At 55.7% G+C, this 19574-nt stretch carries 17 protein-coding genes; 9 read left to right on the top strand and 8 right to left on the bottom strand.

The genetic code is table 11. The features are described from left to right. Nucleotides 1-183: 183 nt before the first annotated feature. Both H7A51_14995 and H7A51_15000 read right to left on the bottom strand, forming a co-directional pair. Nucleotides 184-963, bottom strand: coding sequence for a hypothetical protein (locus H7A51_14995; protein ID MCP5537526.1), 780 nt, complete (start codon nucleotides 961-963; stop codon nucleotides 184-186). Between the two features lie 68 nt (nucleotides 964-1031). Continuing rightward, nucleotides 1032-1796: a hypothetical protein gene (locus tag H7A51_15000; protein ID MCP5537527.1), complete on the bottom strand. Its 765-nt coding sequence runs from the start codon at nucleotides 1794-1796 to the stop codon at nucleotides 1032-1034. A gap of 729 nt (nucleotides 1797-2525) precedes the next feature. Between H7A51_15000 and H7A51_15005 the strand changes: the two genes are divergently transcribed. Continuing rightward, entirely contained in the window at nucleotides 2526-5174 is a 2649-nt protein-coding gene (locus H7A51_15005; GenBank protein MCP5537528.1) for a hypothetical protein, read from the top strand. Between the two features lie 51 nt (nucleotides 5175-5225). On the opposite strand, the gene H7A51_15010 is transcribed toward H7A51_15005, so the two are convergent. The 6 genes from H7A51_15010 to H7A51_15035 form a co-directional block, all read right to left on the bottom strand. After that, entirely contained in the window at nucleotides 5226-5993 is a 768-nt protein-coding gene (locus H7A51_15010; GenBank protein ID MCP5537529.1) for an SDR family oxidoreductase, read from the bottom strand. Between the two features lie 11 nt (nucleotides 5994-6004). Then, nucleotides 6005-6697: an RraA family protein gene (locus tag H7A51_15015; GenBank protein MCP5537530.1), complete on the bottom strand. Its 693-nt coding sequence runs from the start codon at nucleotides 6695-6697 to the stop codon at nucleotides 6005-6007. Between the two features lie 27 nt (nucleotides 6698-6724). Further along, nucleotides 6725-7789 carry a lactonase family protein gene (locus H7A51_15020; protein ID MCP5537531.1) on the bottom strand — a complete coding sequence of 355 codons (1065 nt, stop codon included), beginning with the start codon at nucleotides 7787-7789 and terminating at the stop codon, nucleotides 6725-6727. Between the two features lie 123 nt (nucleotides 7790-7912). Then, entirely contained in the window at nucleotides 7913-8374 is a 462-nt protein-coding gene (locus H7A51_15025; protein MCP5537532.1) for an L-rhamnose mutarotase, read from the bottom strand. A gap of 16 nt (nucleotides 8375-8390) precedes the next feature. Continuing rightward, complete coding sequence (locus H7A51_15030) at nucleotides 8391-10031, bottom strand: sodium/solute symporter (GenBank protein MCP5537533.1); 1641 nt, start codon at nucleotides 10029-10031, stop codon at nucleotides 8391-8393. A gap of 30 nt (nucleotides 10032-10061) precedes the next feature. Further along, nucleotides 10062-12683 carry a hypothetical protein gene (locus H7A51_15035; GenBank protein MCP5537534.1) on the bottom strand — a complete coding sequence of 874 codons (2622 nt, stop codon included), beginning with the start codon at nucleotides 12681-12683 and terminating at the stop codon, nucleotides 10062-10064. Between the two features lie 221 nt (nucleotides 12684-12904). On the opposite strand from H7A51_15035, the gene H7A51_15040 reads away from it, so the two are divergent. The 8 genes from H7A51_15040 (at nucleotide 12905) to H7A51_15075 (ending at nucleotide 19572) form a co-directional block, all read left to right on the top strand. Next, nucleotides 12905-14206, top strand: a complete 1302-nt coding sequence (locus H7A51_15040; protein ID MCP5537535.1) for a Gfo/Idh/MocA family oxidoreductase — start codon at nucleotides 12905-12907, stop codon at nucleotides 14204-14206. A 155-nt stretch (nucleotides 14207-14361) separates the two neighbouring features. After that, nucleotides 14362-15678, top strand: coding sequence for a phage integrase N-terminal SAM-like domain-containing protein (locus H7A51_15045; GenBank protein ID MCP5537536.1), 1317 nt, complete (start codon nucleotides 14362-14364; stop codon nucleotides 15676-15678). Nucleotides 15679-15680: 2 nt separating this feature from the next. Then, nucleotides 15681-16340, top strand: a complete 660-nt coding sequence (locus tag H7A51_15050) for a hypothetical protein (GenBank protein MCP5537537.1) — start codon at nucleotides 15681-15683, stop codon at nucleotides 16338-16340. A gap of 80 nt (nucleotides 16341-16420) precedes the next feature. After that, a complete protein-coding gene (locus H7A51_15055) occupies nucleotides 16421-16663 on the top strand; it encodes a hypothetical protein (protein MCP5537538.1) in 243 nt (80 codons plus the stop codon). Nucleotides 16664-16777: 114 nt separating this feature from the next. Next, entirely contained in the window at nucleotides 16778-16951 is a 174-nt protein-coding gene (locus tag H7A51_15060; GenBank protein MCP5537539.1) for a hypothetical protein, read from the top strand. Then, entirely contained in the window at nucleotides 16945-17898 is a 954-nt protein-coding gene (locus tag H7A51_15065) for a hypothetical protein (protein ID MCP5537540.1), read from the top strand. The genes H7A51_15060 and H7A51_15065 overlap by 7 nt, the downstream gene beginning before the upstream one ends. Continuing rightward, entirely contained in the window at nucleotides 17895-18932 is a 1038-nt protein-coding gene (locus H7A51_15070; protein MCP5537541.1) for an AAA family ATPase, read from the top strand. Before H7A51_15065 ends, H7A51_15070 begins: the two co-directional genes overlap by 4 nt. Before the next feature lie 202 nt (nucleotides 18933-19134). Continuing rightward, on the top strand, nucleotides 19135-19572 hold the full coding sequence (locus tag H7A51_15075) for a hypothetical protein (GenBank protein ID MCP5537542.1): 438 nt from the start codon (nucleotides 19135-19137) through the stop codon (nucleotides 19570-19572). The last annotated feature ends 2 nt before the right edge of the window (nucleotides 19573-19574 follow it).

The raw sequence follows: 19574 nt of genomic DNA on the forward strand, positions 1-19574 counted from the left end.
TTTGGGTTGGTAGGGTTGGTAGGGTGAATATGCGGATGCTGTTCCTTTGTCATCTATGGCGGTGCCGGTGTAGTCATCATGGATGGTAAAGACCTCTTTTGCGTAAGTATGACTTTACATGCCCCCGCGAAAAAGCCCGTACGGCAGAAACCGTCCGGGCTGATCGGAGCGGTTGATGCCAGCCTAGCGTCTGCGGCGCAGGAACATCAGGAGTCCGCCCAGCGAGGCGAGCATTGCTCCGCTGGGTTCGGGAACTGAAACCAGGAGGGCCGCACGACCGTTGATGTAGGTTTGGTCCACCGCGCTATCGTGGATCAGGACTTCGTCCATCATGCCGAAGAGGCGTCTAGTAGTAGAGGATTCAAGTGGATTGTCTCCCAGCCCAAAGGTGGCGGCTTGGTCGTTGAGAGAGATCGCACTGCCGGTCCAAACCGATGTGCCATCGATCCACGCCTCCGCACCAGCGGCGGAGCTGGTGATGGCGAGATGGTGCCAGCCGTCCGCGAAATCGGTGGCAGGGGCTGTATTCACACTATCCACGGCGTTGGTGACACTGCTATCGTAGAGATCGAGATTTCCCGCCGCCAAAGCAAAGTGGTATTCATAGGGGTTCGCCCATTTCATGACAAGGCGATTCCAGTCCTTTGCTGGGTCATCCACGTGCACGAAGGCCTCGATCGTCCAGGTGTTGCCAGAGATGGACAGATCCGCCGAATCGGCTGCGGAGAAGTAGTTGCCGTCGAAGACGGCGGCCTGTCCACCGAGTCCGAGGGGCCCGGCCGTGTAGGTCGGGGCACTGCTCCCCGAGGAGGCTTGGACATAGGTGAGATTGTCGGCGGTGCCGCCGCCCGCTGCGGTATCGTTTATGTTACCCTCGAAGGAGTATTGCGCCACAATGGCGGCATTGGCAAGCGTCCCGAAGGATGCCGTTGCGAGCATGGTGACGATTGTTTTTATTTTCATGGTGTTTTTATGGTAGGTGGTTCGTAGTTCTGGCCTAGATGGTCAGTCCGGCATGGATTAGAGCGGGCCTAGCGTCTGCGGCGCAGGAACATCAGGAGTCCGCCCAGCGAGGCGAGCATTGCTCCGCTGGGTTCGGGAACCAGATTGGCGGTAACGATGGTGTTGCCACCGTCCGGGGTGAATACGAGTTCATAACCCGTAAGTCCACTGGCCAATGCCAGCGTTTGGCTGCCGCCTCCTATGCCGTTCGCCCAGGTAGCGTATTCGGCTGTCGAGGTGATTGCTGCGGGGACCACAAACGCGCCATCAGCGCCAACATTATACAACATGCTGCCACCCTGGTTCCAAAAACCACCCAAATTCGCAAAACTCAGGGTGCCATCATTGATGTTGATGGTGTTGGTTCCTCCGGAATAGGAAAGGGGGTGGGTGGTTCCTGTGCCGATGTTGAGCGTTACCCCTCCGTCGAGGTTGATGGTTGCGACCACACTTCCCGTGCTGTGGCCGAAGCGGGCAATCTGATCATAGGCAGGGGAGACCAGATTGAAGCTACCATTGCCGGTGAGATTCAGGGTGGTGGATGAATTGTCCAATTGATCTCCTATGGCGACAAAAAAGCGTCCGTCGTTACCCGATCCACCGTTGGTGAAGGTGACAGTAGAGCTGTTCTCCGCAGTGAGGGTGATGGGAGTGCTGGACGATATGAAGATATAGTCCGTGATGGTCGTATCCGTCGAATAGGTTACATCCGTGGTAATAGTAGCCGCAGACAAGTGCCCGGTTGCGAGGAGGCTGGGCAAGGCGAGCATGGTGACGATTGTTTTTGGTTTCATGGTGTTTTTATGGTTTGATTTTACTGGTTATCAGGCCGTTCCCGATCGTCGGGTCAGCCCAGAATACACATAGGGTCGTTTCTACATGGCAGTAGATACGTGCCACGCTTAACAGGTCCATAACCGGGGTCAAGAGGAAAATGGAGTTGTTTTGTGGGGTGGGTCGGGCCGCCGGAGTTTAACCGGTGGCCGGCTGGGGTTTGGGCCGCGAAAATCGCTTCCCGTCGGTTTGTCGGGATGCGTTGCAGCACCGGCAGCCCACATGAGGAAATACGCGGCACGCAAGCATAAGTCTCGCCCACTCGCACACAGGAAGACGTGTCGAGGTCTTCTTACCCGAGCCTTCTACCCATGCAGCGAATTACAAGATGAAGGTTCTTTCCATTAATAAAGGAAGGACCTCCACCATCGATCTCCCTCACCACGCCCTTGCCGACTCCGCGCCATAAGTAATCCCATCGGCGACAATCCCCAAGGGCGAAGGGGCTAAGAGTGCCACGCCATCTTGAGCGAGCGCAACTTGCGGCTGCCCTTCCGGAGTGATGCTCAGGCTGAGGGTGAGTTTTTTTCTGGACTATGGATGCGCAGCTCAGCGGCGTGGCTGAGACCCAAGGAAAAGGTGAGGAGGATGGGTATTATAAGCGACTTCATGTTCTTATTGCGAATGATTTTCGGTATTTGTTGGCTCATAATCTGAAAGAAAGAGTGAACGACTGGCGTAATAGAGATATGACAGCTAGATACGTATCTCTTCACTTTTTGCTCCTGCTTTTTCTCGCCGCCCCCTTGGCCTTTGGCGTGCCGCCCCAGCCGCAGTCGCCTCTTGTTGCCCCTCCCATGCCCTCCAGCCTGAAGCCGGGGCAGAAGGCGCCGCAGGTCACCGATATCTGGGTGGTGTTTAAAACCCACTGCGACCTCGGCTACACCAAGAGTGCCGAAGCGGTGAACACCGACTACCGCGTCCCCATGATGGATAACGCCATCCGTCTCTACGAAGCGGATCGCGAAAAACCCGCCGACCAGCGCTTCAAGTGGACCATTGCGGGCTGGCCGATGCAGGCCAATATCCTCGGTCCCTTGCAAGACCCCGCTCGCAAGGAGAAAATCGAGCAGGGCCTGCGCGACGGCGCTTTTGCCGTGCATGCCCTTCCCGCCACCATCCACCCCGAGTCCATGGATCTCGAGGATCTTGTGCGCGGCTTTTCCTACTCCTCACGCGTCGCGCGCACTTATGGCTTGCCCTTGTCTATTTCGGGAAAAATGACCGATGTCCCAGGCCACGCCTGGATTATGCCCAGCCTGCTCCACCACGCGGGGGTGGAGTTCCTCCAACTCGGTTGCAACTACGCCTGTAACTCCATGCGCCTGCCGGGACTTTTCTGGTGGGAGGGCCCTGACGGCTCCCGCGTTTTTTGCCATTACAGCGCCAAATACGGCTCGGACATCACTCCTCCCAAAGACTGGCCCGCCAAAAACTACCTCGCTGTTATCATGACCCACGACAACGTGGGGCCTCCCTCCGCCGCGCAGGTCAAGGCGGTGCGCGATGCCGTGGCGCGCATGCCCGGGGTCACGCTCCACATGGCGACGATGGATGATTTTGCCAAAGCCGTGCTCGCCGAAAAACCCGATCTGCAAGTCGTCCGCGGAGACATGGTGGATTCTTGGATTCACGGTCTCAGTTCCATGCCCAATGCCGCCCGCATGGCACGCGCCACCCGCCCGCTGCTTTCTGCTTTGGCTATCCTTGATACCGAGTTGAAAACTTGGAACATCCCCACCGCCGACGTCGCGCCCACCCTCGGCGCGGCGTATGAAAAAAGCCTGCTCTATGGCGAGCACACCTACGGCCCCTTATCCCCGGGCCGCGGCTTTTGGATCACCGATTACAAGCTGCCCAGCCGCTACCATTACGGCGACGCCTTCCGCGATGCGCGCAAAAAAGGCTTCTACACCTCCTTCGAAGCGAGCTTTAATGACAAACGCCAATTCGCTATCGATCTCAAAAACATAACGGAAACCAACCTGCAAGCCCGCCTCAGTTCCCTCGCCAAATCCGTGAACACCGAGGGCAAACGCATCGTCGTATTCAACGCGCTTCCTTGGAAACGCTCGGGGATCGTCGAGCTGGACGGCAAGCGCTACTTTGCCAACGACGTCCCCGCCGGCGGCTATATCACGATTAAAAATCCGACCGATCCGACCGATCTGACCGACCTAAAAAACAACACCCTGGAAACCGTCCATTTCAAAGCCACCTTCGATCTCAGCCGCGGCGGCATAACTTCTCTCATTGAAAAATCCACCGGCCGCGAGCTCGTCGACACAAGCAGTCCCTACGCGCTGGGGCAATTTCTCCACGAGCAATTCAGCTACGAGCAGACGCTGCACTACTACAATTGCTACAACACCATGAACAACTCGTTCTATGCGTCGGTGAAGCCCGACATGCCGCGCGATGTGCCCTACGCCGCCATCAGCCCGAGCGCGTGGAAGGCCAAGGTCCACCGCAGCACGCTGGGCGACAGGGTGATTCTGAGTGCAGGTGATACCAAGGGACTCGCCGAAACCATCACGCTGAGTTTCACCTTTCCCAAGCACGAGGCGACCATGCAGACGGCTTGGAAAATGACGGACAAACACGCCGACACCCTGCCGGAAGGCGGCTGGCTCTGCTATCCCCTCGCCGTGAAGGACCCGCGCTTTTTGCTCGGGCGCATTGGAGGGGTGATGGATCTCGCCAAGGATCAGCTGCCCGGCGGCAACCGCTACCTCTACGGCATCGAGTCGGGCGTCAATCTGCTCGCCCCCGATGGCAAAGGCATGGGCGTATGCGCTATGGACGCGCCGACGATGAGCTTTGGCGAGCCAGGTCTCTGGAAATACGATTTCACTTACCTGCCAACCAAACCTGCCGTATTCGTGCATCTCTACAACAACATGTGGAACACCAACTTCCCTTACTGGATCGAGGGCGACCTCAGCTCGGAGGTCAAAATCTGGCCCGTAGCAAATAGCAAAACGGACGCCATCTGCACGCCTTCATGGGAGGCGCGCCTGCCCCTGCTCGCCGCCGCCGCCGATGGCTCCGCAGGACCACTTCCCACCAGCCAAAACGGCATCAGCGTCTCGCGCGCGGGCGTGCTCGTCACCACCTTCGGCCCCAACCCCGATGGCGAGGGCACCGTCCTCCGCCTCTGGGAGCAGGCGGGACTCTCGGGTCCGATGACCATCACCCTGCCACCCAACGCGCCATGGACTCACGCCCAACCCGTCAATCTGCGCGGCGAGGTACAAGGCCCGGCGATTCCCATAAACACAGGAACCTTCACCATCGATCTCCCGCACCACGCTCCCGCCAGTTTCGTTCTGCAATAAGCGCGTCTCAGGGGGCGGCGGATGCCACCATCCGACACGATGTAGCGGGGGTTATCCCAGTTTCGGAAGTCCCACGCCCGCGTCCACCCGCAGGGTGAGACCATCGACCTCATCCGCCAGCGGTGAGCACAGGTAGAGAAAGGCGTTGGCGATGGCCTCGGGGGAATTGCGTTTACCGAGCGGGGAGACGCGGTCGACCCATGCGCGGTAGCTGGCATCGGTTTCATAAACCAGCTTCGAGCTTCCTGCGGCCACATTGCCCGGGCTGACGCAGTTGACCCTGATTCCATGCGGCGCGTATTCCAGTGCCAGGTTTTTGGCGAACATCTCCAGCGCGGCCTTGGATGCGACGTAGGCGCTGATGCCATCCATGGGGATGCTGGAAACATAGGACGACGTGAAAATCAAATGCCCCTGACAATTCCGTGCGCGCCATTGCTGCAAGACCGCGCGCGCAAAGTAAGTCTGGGCCAGGAAGTTAAATCGCACCAGCTCATCAAATGCCTCCTGCGAACAGGTGGCAAAGGGAAAGATACCCGTGCCGCCCGCGTGCCCGAGCGCGATGTTGATATCCGGATGGGCAGCAAAGGCCGCCGCCGCCACGCGCTCCACGGCATCGGGGGCGGTCACATCGAGCTCATGGTAGTCGGCGGACACCTCCCATTGCGCCAGGGTTTTTTGCGCCTGCGCTTGGGGGGTGATGTCGGTCACTATGAGTGTGGCTCCCGCTGCATGCAGCGCTTTCAATACATATTCGGCAATCGCACCCAAGCCGCCGGTGATGAGAATGGTTTTGTCTTTGAGGTCAATGGTCATCATGTGTTGGAAGGTTAAAGGACTTTGTATTTGCGCAGGGCTTCTGTAGAACTCATGCCCGCTTCAATGGCCTTGCGCACGACATTTTCCGCCATGGCTTTTTCAAGGGATTGGGCAATCACTTCCTCTTCATGTTTTTTAGGGATAACGACGATACCATCCTGGTCGGCGAAAATCAAATCACCGGGGTTGATCCATACCTCGCCCACCTCGATGGGGCAGCGATAGTCGGCTACCTGGGTGCGGACGCGGGAATCGCGCGCGCAGCGCCCGCGCGAAAACACCGGCCAATTTTGCTCAAGCACTTTTGGTGTGTCGCGATGAAAGCCGTTGACCACCGCCCCCATGGCCCCCCGCGTGCGCGCGGTGGCAGTGAGTAGCTCGCCCCAATAGGCGCAGCGCATATCGCCGCCCGAGCAGACATAAATCTCGCCCGCCTTGAGCTGGTCGAGTGCCTCGGTCAGGTAGCCGAAGGGCTTTTTCTGCGGGCCATAGACATCGATCATCAGCACCGGCATCGCGCGGCCCACCAGCTTCATCTCCGTGCGCATGGGCTGGATTTCCTGCGGCAGGAACTGGTGATAACAACCCAGGCCGTCCAGGATGTCTCCCACGACGGGTGTGTAGAGCTGCTTGACCTGTTCGAAAAGCGTCGCTTCTTTTTTGGACGGCTTGGGGATGGGAATGTTACTTTCTGGGTTTGACATTGTGGTTTGGGTTGGAGAATAAATATGTTAGGGCTGGAATATGGCGCAAACAGGGCTGCCCAGCGAAAGAGTCGCGCCCGAGCCCCCCGTTGGCAAACCCGTGGCAGGGTCAAAGGCAAAGGAAATCACCGTATCGGAATCCTGGTTGAGTGCTATCAACCAACGCCCCGAAGGAGAGAAAACAACATCGCGCGGATTCTTGCCGCCGGTTGAAAAGTGGCTGTGCAAGGAAAGGGAGCCCGATGCATCAATCACAAATACGGCAACCGTATCACTCCCGCGTACCGAGACGGCCAGGGATTTTCCTGATGGATGCAAGCGGATCGCCGCCCCCCCAGGAACGCCTGCAAAACCGGGTGGAAGGGCAGACAGCGAATCGACCAGCTGCCAATCTTCTTTCCCCCCTGACGCATAGACGCGCACCATCGCATCCAGCTCGCCGATGAGATAAAATACCGGAAGACGCGGATGGAAAACCAGATGACGCGGACCGGAACCCGCCGGGAGAGAAAGGGAACGCGCTTCTCCAAGCCTCTTTCCTTCGATCGCATGAACCCAGACAGCATCACTGCCCAGATCACAAACCAACACCTGCTTGCCATCGGGCGAAAGGGTGGCCTGGTGCGGGTGGGGTTTTTCCTGGCGCTCTTTGTTAGGGCCCGAGCCGCGATAGCTGATCACCTGATGGGCGGGCAGGATCTCTCCGTCGGCACGCAACGCATGAACCGAAACACCAGCCAAATAACTCACCGCATAGAGAGTCGCGCCATCGGCAGAGAGTTCCAGATGACAGATCGCGCCCCCGCTGCTTTTTTGCGCCGGGAAGGCCAGGGTGCGGGGCTGCCCTTCCTCCAGCCCATAGACCGAGATCTCGCCATCCTCCATAAAACGTTCATGCGCTACCAGGAGATGCCTGGGCGTTCTTGCCATCCAGATGGCATTTTCTACCTCAGGAAATTGCGCCACCGCGGAAAGGTGGCCCGACATCTCGTCCAGCGTGCACAGCGTCAGCCCGCAGCCTGTGGCGCGAAACCAATCGCCGGCAATGTTGATGGAGCCGATGAGCAATTGTGTTGTGTTGTTGCTGGTCATAGGAAATTTCTTGATCGGGTCGGGCCGTCACAGTTTAGCCGGTTTCAAGTTGCGAGGGGATCATAAAAATCGCACTGCCTGCCGCCGTCGTCTCGTCCGGACATCATGTGTTGCTGCGTGGGTTTAATCCGTGTGGAAAACCTCCTTCATGGACATCCAGAGGCCGTCGCCTTGGTGGCTGGGCACCTTGACCTGGCAGGCGTCCGTGAGTTTCCACCACTTGCGGTTGATCTCGTAGGACTCCGCCTTTTTCTGGTCGGCCGCCATATCGCTGCCCCAGTATTCGAGGTATCCAAAGAGGTAGTGTTTCCCCGGTTCGATCTCGGCGATGTAGATGGAGAAATTACGGAAGTTGCATTCCTTCATTGCATCAAGCACACCCGGCCAGCACTCGGCGTGGAGTTTGGTGTATTCCTCGATTTTCTCCGGCTTGATCCCCACGACCATGCCCAGCCGGGTCACGTTTTCCGGTCGCTGCCGGTTTGTTGGATTGCCTTCACCAGAATCGTCGGATGATTTGGTTTGATGGCATCCGGAGATCAGCAGTGTGAGCAGCAGGATGGGGATGGATAATCGGGTATGCATTGGTTCGCGGGATGGGTTAGTTGAAAATACAGTAAATGGCGATCATGAGGGCAAACACCCCCCCCCAGAGATACCAACCTGGTTTTCCAAGCGGATGGTTACTTTGGTAGGCTTCCCGGAGACTGGGGAAGTTGGCTTCCTCCTTGCTGTGGCGGGTGAGTAGTGAGGAGATCACCATGAGCAGAAGGTTGAAAACGAACAAGTAGAACGAGATCATCAGGAAGTGCGGCCACGGCGTGATCGTGACGAGTGTTTTTCCACCGATAGTGAGCTGGTCGACCTCGAGCAGGTTCAGCATGCCCACGGAGATGCAGCACAGTGTTCCCAGGACAAGTGTGAGGAAGGCAGCCTTCGACGTGGCCCGGTGCCAGAAAACACCTAACAGGAATACCGCTGCAATGGGCGGAGCCAGGAACCCGATCAGACTTTGGAAGAGGTCAAAGAGGTTTCTCTCGCCTTTGTTGTTAGCGAGGAAGATAGCAATTCCCACGGCAAGAACGGCGGCTGACACAGTGATGATCCGACCGGTTTTCTTCAGCAGATGATCACTTGCTCCCGGGTTGATATGACGTTTGTAGATATCGAGTGTGAAAATGGTGCTGAAGGAGTTCAGTCCCGAGTCGAGGGTGCTGATCACTGCGGCCACCAGCACGGCCATGATCAAACCGATCATCCCGTGGGGGAGGTAGGTGGCGACCATTGTGGTGAAGACTGCTTTGTCGTCATCAATCCCCGGCAGCAGTCTGGCGGCAAAAATCCCCGGTATCAGGAAGATGAACGGTGGAAGTATTTTCAGGAAAGCGGCAAACAGGGTGCCTGCCTGCCCCTGTTTCAAATCCCTGGCTCCCAACACGCGCTGGACGATGGTTTGGTCGGTACACCAAAACCAGAATCCAAGCACGGGATAACCCAGGAAATAGACATACCATGGGGTCTCCGCGCCATTGCCATGGAAGAGCTTCCATGTCATCTCAGGGTTACTACCCACCTCGATGGTCGCCGCCTCCCCGAACCCACCCACCTGGACGAGGCCGATGACGGCGAGTGCGGATGCGCCGCCGATCATTAACAGCGATTGAAAAGAGTCCGTCCATACCACGGCGGCGAGGCCGCCTGCCACCGTGAAGCTGGCGGCAATCAATGCCAGTAATGCAATACTCGTGTATAGTTCCAACCCGGTGAGCTGGCTAAACAGGGCTCCTCCCGCAAAAAGCGTGCCACCTAACCACATGACAACGGTGCTAAACAACGCATACCAACTCATAAAGCTGTAACATCGATTGCCAAAGCGCTTGCGCATGAATTCGGGCATGGTCGATACCTTGGTGTGCAGGTAGTAGGGCACAAAAAACATCCCTAGAAAGAAGAGGAAAACAAACGCCATCCACTCATAGTTAGCCGTTGCCATCCCGGTTGTGTAGCCCGCGCCACAGCTCGCTATTAAAAATGCCGGGCCAACGTTGGTGCCAAAAATACTGAGTCCCACATTACCCCAGCCCAGGGAGCGGGACGCAAGGAACAAGTCATCTGAATGCCGCTGCCGCCAGCTGACAAAAAATCCAACACCTAACAATACTAACACATATACGACAATCACCCCGTAATCCGTTCCGTTCAGATGGATACCGGTATTGGCAACGAGTGGTTGTATGGACATGTGTAGATGAAATGATGAGGAAGCGATGACCTACGGCTGGGTATGGATGATGCATTGGGTTAGCCCCGCAGGCGAAGTCACGAAGGTCAGTGAGCCATCCGTTTGCACCGGTATCTCGTCGCCGGGGTCGTTAAGCGGGTTTGCGAAACAGGCGCGACGGATTGTCAGTTGCGGCACAGTCAGGATGGCTGTGCTGGCTTGCTTCCCATGGTTGATGACACGGCAAATAAACTTGCCGCCCCCCTCGGGATGTGGCCCGAGATGCAACAGGCTCAGGTTTTCGCCTTCGAGATGGACGATAGTTTCGGTCCTGGCCTGATCGATGTTAGAAACCACCGGGTGGTAGTGGATCGTCTGCTCCCTGGCCTCGCGTGTGGCTTTGGCGGGGTCGAGTTTTGGCGACGATGTCAGGGTGTAGCGGAGCCGGATGGGGCCGGGCTGGGATACCTTGAAGTTGGTGTTCCAGTAGTTGTTCATCGGCCAGCCGAGCAACAAGGCCTTTTCCTGGGGGACCGCCGATTGAAGGTGCCGCGCGAAGGTGAATCCGCCGATCTGGAACAGGGGCGCGTCAGGGCAGGACAGGACGATACTTTGGCTGTCGTTATGGCAGGCAATCCACGAGTCCGCCACAATGTGGTCGCGACAGCTTCCAGGCAGTTGTTCCTTGTCGTAGACAACAGCTTGCCCGGCGGATTCAAAGGTGACGATGGGGTTTTCAATATCTAACGGAAACATCAGATAGATACCCTCGGGCTCGGAGTTTTCCGTTTTTACCGCGTAGAGCGAGCACTCCACGGCGGCCTTGTCGGCAGCGAGGGTGATGGTTTGTCTGAAGGAAACAAAACCCGGCATGTCATACGCGCGTGTCAGGTGCGCCCCGGCGGGATCGGTGTGGACGCTGATGCTGAGCAGCGCCGAGGGACCACGCCGGCGGGCTTGCCAGTCGGGATTCCAACAGTCGTCGCCCGCATGCACACGGTCGAAGTGGAACTCGGAAAATGTCTGGCGGATGTCACCCGATTCGACGGCCCATCCACTGGGTTGTGCAATTGATTCCTGGATCCCTCCGAAGAATTCATAGGACGAATCCCGGTCGATCAGTTGTTGACCCGATGCTTTGTCGGTGAGGGAGGTGACCCTGCCGCTTCTTCCATCGTATTGAAGTTGGTAATATGCCGTTTCCAGCTGTGTTTCATCCGCCGTGACATGATCCGCCGTAAGGCTTGTTTTGAGCTGGTCGATGGGGATGAATGTGATGCTGTTAGGTGGTAGCTCGCCAACGTCCATCCATGTGGCTGTCTCATCGGTAAGAAACCACCGGGAGATGTCGAGCCGGTGTATCGTGCTGCTGAAATGGGGCCACTGCCCGCCGGTGAGTTCGTTGGGGATGAATAGGGGTTTATGGACTGCGGTTTCCGACGGGTTGTAGAGCATCAGTCCCTGGCAACCCCGGGCGCGTTTCGGGTTGGATGCCGTGCATTCCAGGGCATCGCGCAGATACATCGTGGCGTGGCTGTGTGCGACCCAGGCGAAGTTGCTTTTCTGGTCGGTCTGTTCGCGCACCGGTATGGGTTCGATGTCTTTGGGGGCAAAAAAGGCACCCGCCGCCGCCCATGAGCCGAAGGTGTGTTCCTGATAGAGGTGCTGATGGTGGACGGCTTCCCGTCGGGTGCCCGGGGCATGGTTGTTGGCAAGCACTTGCAGGCGGTCCGCCGCTTCGGTTTTGGCCCGGGCCATGCGCGCCACGGAAGTCTCCACCGCGCTGCACCCCACGCCGAATGTCCAGTAGTCGCTCCAATCACCCTGGTGGACAGGGCGGGTATCGAGCGCCGCCAGTTTTTCCGCAACCATCTGCGGACTGCTAAAGCGGAGCCTGGGGCGGTGACCGGCGTCATTCCACGCGCGGATGATCTCCGGCAGCTCGAAGTCGGGCGCATTGTTGTCATCAAAGTCCGGGTGGGTGGCGGTCAGCATGATAAAGTCATGCGGATACCCCTGGCTCTCCAGGGTGTTCAGGAAACAGGCGAATTTTTCCACCATGGCATCGAGTCGGGTTTCGCCGTGCACCCGACCTGTTTCCCGGTTGAAGGTGTTGTAATGGAGTCCATTCCAGGTGGTCAGGGTTTTGCCGCAGGGACCCTGCCAATCAAAGCAACCGGGGCGGGCGAAGGGCGCGCCGCCGAAGTGGACGTTGATGCCCATGAACAGGTGGTCGATGCCCATGTCCTTGAGCACACCGACAATCGGCCAGGGCAGGCCGTTGACATCGTGCTGCACCGCGAAGTCCATGGTGGCACCGAGTGTTTCACGCAGGTATTTCACCGCCTGCAAACCCTCGGTGAGGTCGTTGAGGTTGTGCAGTGCCGTCACATGATAAGGCATGGCACCAATGCTGATCCGCCCTTGCTGCACCAGTTTTCGAAAACGTCCGGTCTGCCCGGGCGCGGCGGTTTTCAACCAGTTCATTACTGGCATGGTCACTTCACAGAGCCAACGCGCCTGCGCCTCCACAGGGTAGTCAGCCGTCATTTCACAAAGCTCGATGGCATCGTCAATAAAGCGCGACGTCAGGTTTTGTAAAATCGGCTGGGGGTGGGTGTAGCCGATGTCGTAGTGACTGTGGTGGATAAGATGGACTTCTTGGATACTCATGGTACTAGGGAGGGTAGGGTGAGGGCAGCTCGCCCAGGGTGTGAACCCATGTAGCTACGAAACTAGGCGGTGTAATACACAAGCATGGGTGATCTAGCTAGAAAATTATCCGCAGGAAACGCTTGGCAAGAGGATCGACCGCGCTGGTTGGGTCAATCAGAAATGTTAAGTTTGTTCTTGTTGTTGGGAGATACAACAATCAGAGTAGTCACGTAACCATAATGTCAGGAATGCAGTCACCGGCTACTACGACACCACTCACATTTGCGGTCATCGGATGCGGCGCGCGGGCGCGTGCTTATATGGAACTCGCGATGCAGCAACCGGAGCTTCATCGGATTACCGCCGTAGCGGATCCGGTGGCGGCGAGGAGTGGGTTCATCGCGAGCCTGGAGCAGCGCGGCGGGGTGAAATCCTTCGAGTATGGCGAGGAATTATTAGCGGGTCCCAAGCTGGCGGACGTGGCTCTGATCTCGACCCAGGACAGGGATCACTTCGGGCAAGCCCGCATGGCTTTGGAAAGTGGTTATGATGTTCTTTTGGAAAAACCTGCGGCCGGCAGTATCGAAGAGGTGGCGGAATTAAGCCGCCTCGCCTCGGCATTGAACCGAAAGGTGATCCTTTGTTTTGTCCTTCGGTACACGCCCTTTTACAAAAAGGTCAAGGAGGTCGTCGATTCGGGCAGGCTGGGTGAGATTCTCGACATCCAGATGGTCGAGGGGGTGGAGCCATGGCATTTTGCGCATTCCTTTGTCCGTGGTCACTGGGCGAAATCCGCGGATTCAACCCCCTTGATGGTGGCCAAGTGTTGTCACGACACGGATATTATGAGCTGGTTGGTTGGAAGTCGCTGCACGAGTCTCTCAAGCAGCGGGGAGACGGGCTATTTTAATCTTGCCCACGCCCCCGCCAATGCGCCGCAGCGTTGTACGGACGGCTGCGAGCACAGTCAACAATGCCCTTACGATGCCCGCCGCTATGCCTCGGATAAACGCGAGCCATGGCTCCCACAAATCATGCCGGCCCCTCAGGAAGCAACGGCCGAGGAAGTGCTGGACTGGGTGGCAGGCCATCAATGGGGTCGCTGTGTCTTCCGGTGTGATAACGATGCGCCCGATCACCAGAATACCAGTATGACCTTTGAATCCGGTGTGACCGCATCCCTGCTGTTGACCGCCTTTGATGCAGGTCGACGGATCAACATCCGGGGAACCAAGGCCCATCTGCAAGGCGGTTTACACATCGACGGAGTGCCCTACAAACTCTGTATCCGCGATCATTTCACCGGTGATACGGACATCCTCAGCATCGATGATGGATCCGGGCAATCGGGATATGAAAGCCACGGCGGCGGGGACCAAGGTTTGGTACAGACGCTCTACCCGACCTTCAAGGAAACCGGGGCCATCGAATGCCGGGCATCCCTGCTCAAGGATTCGATCGAAGGGCACCGGATTGCCTTTGCTTCGGAAGTGGCGCGCCTGACTGGCCAGACTGTCCACCTGACCCAGACATCTAAATAGGCCCGGATGTGAATCCGAGCCTTTTTAAAGTGGTGGAGGCGAGGGGAGTCGAACCTCTAGAAGTCTATTGAAATTAAAGGGGTTAAACATTTTCCTGTCTCTTGTCCCGTTTTAAAAGCTTGTTTTATGCATGTAAATGCACTTATATTGCACCCATGAGCAAGAAGCGTGTTACTCTGAAAAAGAAGCCAGATGCCAGGGGGGAGGATGAGGAAGCCAAGGTCTATCCCTTCACCTACAAAAAGCGGGGCAAGGAGTATCACGGTTGGATTGTTAGGGGTTGGAAGGAAAACGGCAAGTGGCAGAGAAAGCAATATAAGCTCAAGGACAAAGCTCTAGCCGATGCCTACGCGAACTCCATCAATGTGAATCTCAAGAACGCAGGAAGACGGCAAGCCCTCGTATTGACCTCACTCAAGGAAGAACAGATCAAACAGGCTGAGAATGCATTCAATGCCCTTGGTGACGCGTACACGATGGATGAAGCCGTTGAGTTCTTTCTCAAGCACAACCGCCCGCCTGAGTTCACTATTTCCATTACCGATGGTCTAAAGCACTATCTCGATGAAAAGGAGAGGGAAGGAGTGAGGGAGCCGACACGCAAGAAGACGCGAACTATCATCGAGCGGTTTGCGGATTATGCGGAGAATCCTCTTGTGCATACCGTGGCAGAAAGCCGGGTCATCGCCTATCTGAAATCACTCAGGGGGCAAGATGGAGTGAGCATGGCCAAGAAGAAGACTTGGAATAATCACCGCAACGAGTTGGCCTCTTTTTTCAAGTGGGCAGGAAAGAAAGACCTCGCCACCAATCGCCCTTGGACTTTCCAGAATCCCTTGGAGAACGTTCCAGCGCATTCCAACAAGAGAGTTGCAGAGGAACGACCTGACATCGCCACAACGTCACCAGAGACTCTTAAGGAGCTTTTTACCTACGTGATGAACTACAAGGAAGGCTGCTTGGTGAAGTGGTTTGCTTTGGCTTATTTCGCTGGCATTCGCCCTTCGACTGATCAGGGGGAGCTGGCTAAACTGGCAGAGCGTGAGGACGATCTAATCAACCTGACTACGGGTAGAATATTGCTTCCGGCTGACATGACCAAGACCAAGGACAGCCGCCCGATAATGATTAGTGACAATCTTAAGCTATGGCTGGAAGCATATGCTGATAAGCCTATCATGCCAGCGAATCTCAAGAATCATTACAGGCATGTAAGGCAGAAATTTGACCTTCAACCCGATGAAACACGGCACAGCTTCATTTCCTATCACATCGCCTTGCACCGTTCTATTGGGGGCACCGCACAGGAAGCGGGTAACAGCGAGCGCATGATCAAAAAGCACTACCTCGACCACCGACCCAAGGGCGAAGGCGAAGCCTTCTTTTCCATCGTGCCAGACATGGACAAAGGGCAAGCTGTGTTCTTAGAAATCGAAGAGGAAGAGCAGGAGGAAAAATTTAAAGTCGTTTAGTCATGAGTTACACCAAAGAGGAGGCGGATATTTGCACAATTTATAGTAGTGGCAGAGTTGGCTCTGGCGTGATCATCCTAGGGCATGATGGAGGTGCTGTAGTGATTGAATCGGCTTACAGCGCATTGTCAAAGATAACACAGGGACTAAGAGACAAGGAGCTTGTAGCTAGGTGTAAAGGAGACCTAGAGCCATTAGTGAAAGCAGCATTCATATGCCACCTCAAGGACACTGACAAGCTGTGCCAAGATTGCGAAGGTTTAAGGACTATTTCTAATTATGTGATTGATTCAGCCTGTTTAAGTTTTGGTTTGGACAGAAGTCTCGTCTCAACTCATTTTTTCGAGAATATTGTTGGGGAAGCACTATCCAAAGCCTTCAGAGAAGGTGGTTTGCCTGAGTTGGAAACGGTCACCAAGGTAATCAAAATCGCTCAAAAGAAAAACAAGTCAGAACTGACTGATAACGAGAAGCATTTCATAGATTCTGTGAAATTGGCAACTGAAGCGTTTCGTGGTGTGCCAACACAGAAAACGGTTTTTGATCTATGGGAGGACGGTGAGGATTACAACGATTACGATGTCTTCAGAGATGTCCGTAATAGGCTAGGATTTTCGTGGTTGCCTCAAGGTAAACGAGGCAAGGAAAAGGCTTGGAATTAGATTTTGAAAAAGGTGGTATGGAAGTGAACTAACCTTCGACCCATCCGCGCTTTTGTACTTTCTGGCATGTATTTGCTGCCATGAGCAACAAATACTCAGCGACTGCATTTGCAGAGCAGCATAACGAGCCGACATTGTTAGGCATTGAACCAGCACGCAACGCCGTGTTTCCCGATCCCGCCACCCGTCCAAGCATTAGAGCCTGGAATAGTTGGAGATCGAAGAATTTTTACCCCTATGTCAAAATTGGCAAAAGGGTATGGATAGACCCCGTGCAAGCCCGCAAGGCACTAGAAGCCCGCTTCACCATCGAAGCCATTTAACAAAAGAACCGCCCGCGTATGGAAACACGGAACGGCTCAAAAATTGTCTTAGCTGGACAACACAAGACTACTCCAATCACTGTTTTCATCAAGGGCATAATCCAACAAACGATTATGCATCACCACATCGAAGACCGACCGGAACGCATCGACGTTCCAAGCATCTACCAAAACCCATCAGCACCCCTCACGGATGAAATGATGGAAGGCTTCATCAGGGAAGCCATGCAAATACTTGCCGACTCTCTCAGCGAGCTTGAACACGGAAAGGAGGCGCAGCCATGCTAGATCTTTCCAAGCTCCCAAACGTCCAACAGCGCGGAGGCAAGACCATCGCCGCTTGTCCCGCCTGCCGCGCCGCAGGTGGCGACAAGCAAGGCAATCATCTGGTCATCTACGACAACGGAAAATTTGGATGCGCAGCTCATGACGGCGATAGCGCACACCGCAAGGAGATATTCGCCTTGGCTGGAATCCTCGAAAAGCAGGAACTGACACCGGAGGCAAAACGCCAGTGGGCAGAGCAACGCCGCAGGGAGAAACTCCGCATCACCAAGCAAGAGAAGCTCACAGAGCGCATCCAGGAGATTCTGGAAGGTAAACTATCCCCGTATCTCTCAAACGACTGGCAGGCCGATCTATGGCATGCATCACCCATACGCTTTGACCACTCGGAAGCCGCACCGCACGACTTCATCGCCTCGCTATTCAAGCCCGATGATGTTTTATGGTTAGGCGACACCTACGACACCGGGAAGCCAGAACACGCGGCCAACTTCAAAACGTGCCGTGACTGGCTCACAATCGCCCGCCTGCCGCACCGCATCGCCGCTGGGACATTCCACCCCGGAACCATCAGCCGATGCAAGGAATACGTGAAATCATCCCCCTTCATCCTGCTGGAAAGCGATGAACTGATAGGCCGCAAACCAAGCACGCCGGAAGAACGGGAGAGGAACAAAGCCCTGAGTAGTGCCCTGATAGGCTACGCGAAGGACAAGCTAGGACTGACACTCCGCGCAGTCATCGACACAGGGAATCGCTCGCTTCACGCATGGTATGACCGCCCACCGGAACCAGCCATGAACGCCATCCACAAAATGGCCGCAGGACTCCGCATAGACAAAGCTGTGCTCGATAGCTGCCAAGCAGCCCCCCTACGTATGCCCCACTGCATCCATGAAAAAACAAACCACCCCGCACGCCTTCTTTACCTCAATCCTATCACCCAATGAACCAGACTTCACCAAAACAAATCAAAGAACTTCACCCCGCAGAAAAAGAACTCCAGGGTATCAGCGAGGAAATCAAAAACCCGTTACCATTGATCAAGCAAACCCTTGTCGCTTCGGTTCTTTCATCGTCCGCGTTTCTAGGCATGGACATACCAGAACGTCCGACACTGCTAGACCCATTTTTCAAACAAGGCGACTATGGCATCATTTTCGCCCCGCGAGGCGTAGGTAAGAGCTGGCTATCCCTACTCATGGGCAAAGCTCTATCAGAAAGCTCTATGATGGGCACACACTGGAAGGGCAAGGAGGCTCAGCGCATACTTTATCTTGATTCAGAAATGAATCTGTATGACCTGCAAGAGCGTTGCCGAATGCTCGCCATTACCAGCGACAACTTCAGTATCCTAAGCCATGAAGTGCTGTTCAGTGCCTCGGGTGATAGCTTGTCGCTAAACCTAACGGAACCCGCCCAACAGCAAGCGATTCTGAATTACTGCGAAGAAATGGAAACTAATGTGCTTATCCTTGATAACTTATCCACGGCATTCAGAGGATTGAAAGAAAACGAAAGCGATTCATGGGAGCAGGTCAGCCCTTGGATTCTTGACCTCCGCCGCAGGGGGATTGCCGTCATCCTGGTTTGCCATGCAGGACGTAACGGACAAATTAGAGGCACAAGCAAGCGGGAAGATCCCGCGCACTGGATACTGAGTCTGGAAGATATGGACGGCCTTGATGAAGATGGGTGCCACCAGTTCAAAACCAAGTTTACCAAGTGCCGTAATTGCGCCCCATCCTACGCCCCCTCGCTGGCATGGAAGCTCATTCATACCGAGCAAGGCATCATAGCGGAAACCAGAGCAATCGACCTCTACGACCAGTTCCTTGAGCTTGTAGCCGGGGGGGGCACTTCCGCATCAGAGATTGCTAGTGAATTAGGAAAGGGGAAGGGGACTATCTCAAAATGGGCGCACAAAGCGCAAGCTGACGCGAAAATCATGATCAAAAATGGCCGCTATTTACCGAGCAATTAACACCCCGTTTCCTGTTTCCCCCCTTTAGGGCGGGAAACGGGAAACCGATGGAAACGGATACGGAAACCGACAGACTCAAACCTATCTAAATCAATAGTTTCCCAGAAACATGAAGGAAACGAGCAATCAGAATCATGGAAACGACAGGAGGTAGCACCGTTTCCAAAATCTCCAAAATAGAAACACCCACATCATCAAAGCCATGCCCACCCGCATAAAAGACACCCCACCCCGCCGCAAGGACGGAACCTATCCACCCGGCACATCTGGCAACCCATCGGGCAGACCCAAATCAGCCAACGCCGAGCTACGCCAAAGGCTAGCCAAGGACGGGGAAAAGATCATTCAAGCCGTCATCGATCAAGCCATGGAAGGCGACATGACCGCCGCCAAAATCATCCTCGACCGCATCCTGCCCCCGCTACGCCCCACAGTTGCCCCTGTAACCGTCCCTCTGCCACATGGAGCCAGCCAGACCGACACAGCCCAAGCCATCCTCACAGCCGCCGCCCAGGGGTACATTCCCGCAGACACCGCCGCCCAACTCATCACTGCCACCGCCAATCTGACACGAATCATCGAACTCGAAGAAATAAAGCCCCGCCTCGAAGCCCTCGAACGCGCCTTGAAGAAACAATGACA

It is taken from the genome of Akkermansiaceae bacterium (genome assembly GCA_024233115.1).
In the GTDB taxonomy this organism is placed as follows: domain Bacteria; phylum Verrucomicrobiota; class Verrucomicrobiia; order Verrucomicrobiales; family Akkermansiaceae; genus Oceaniferula.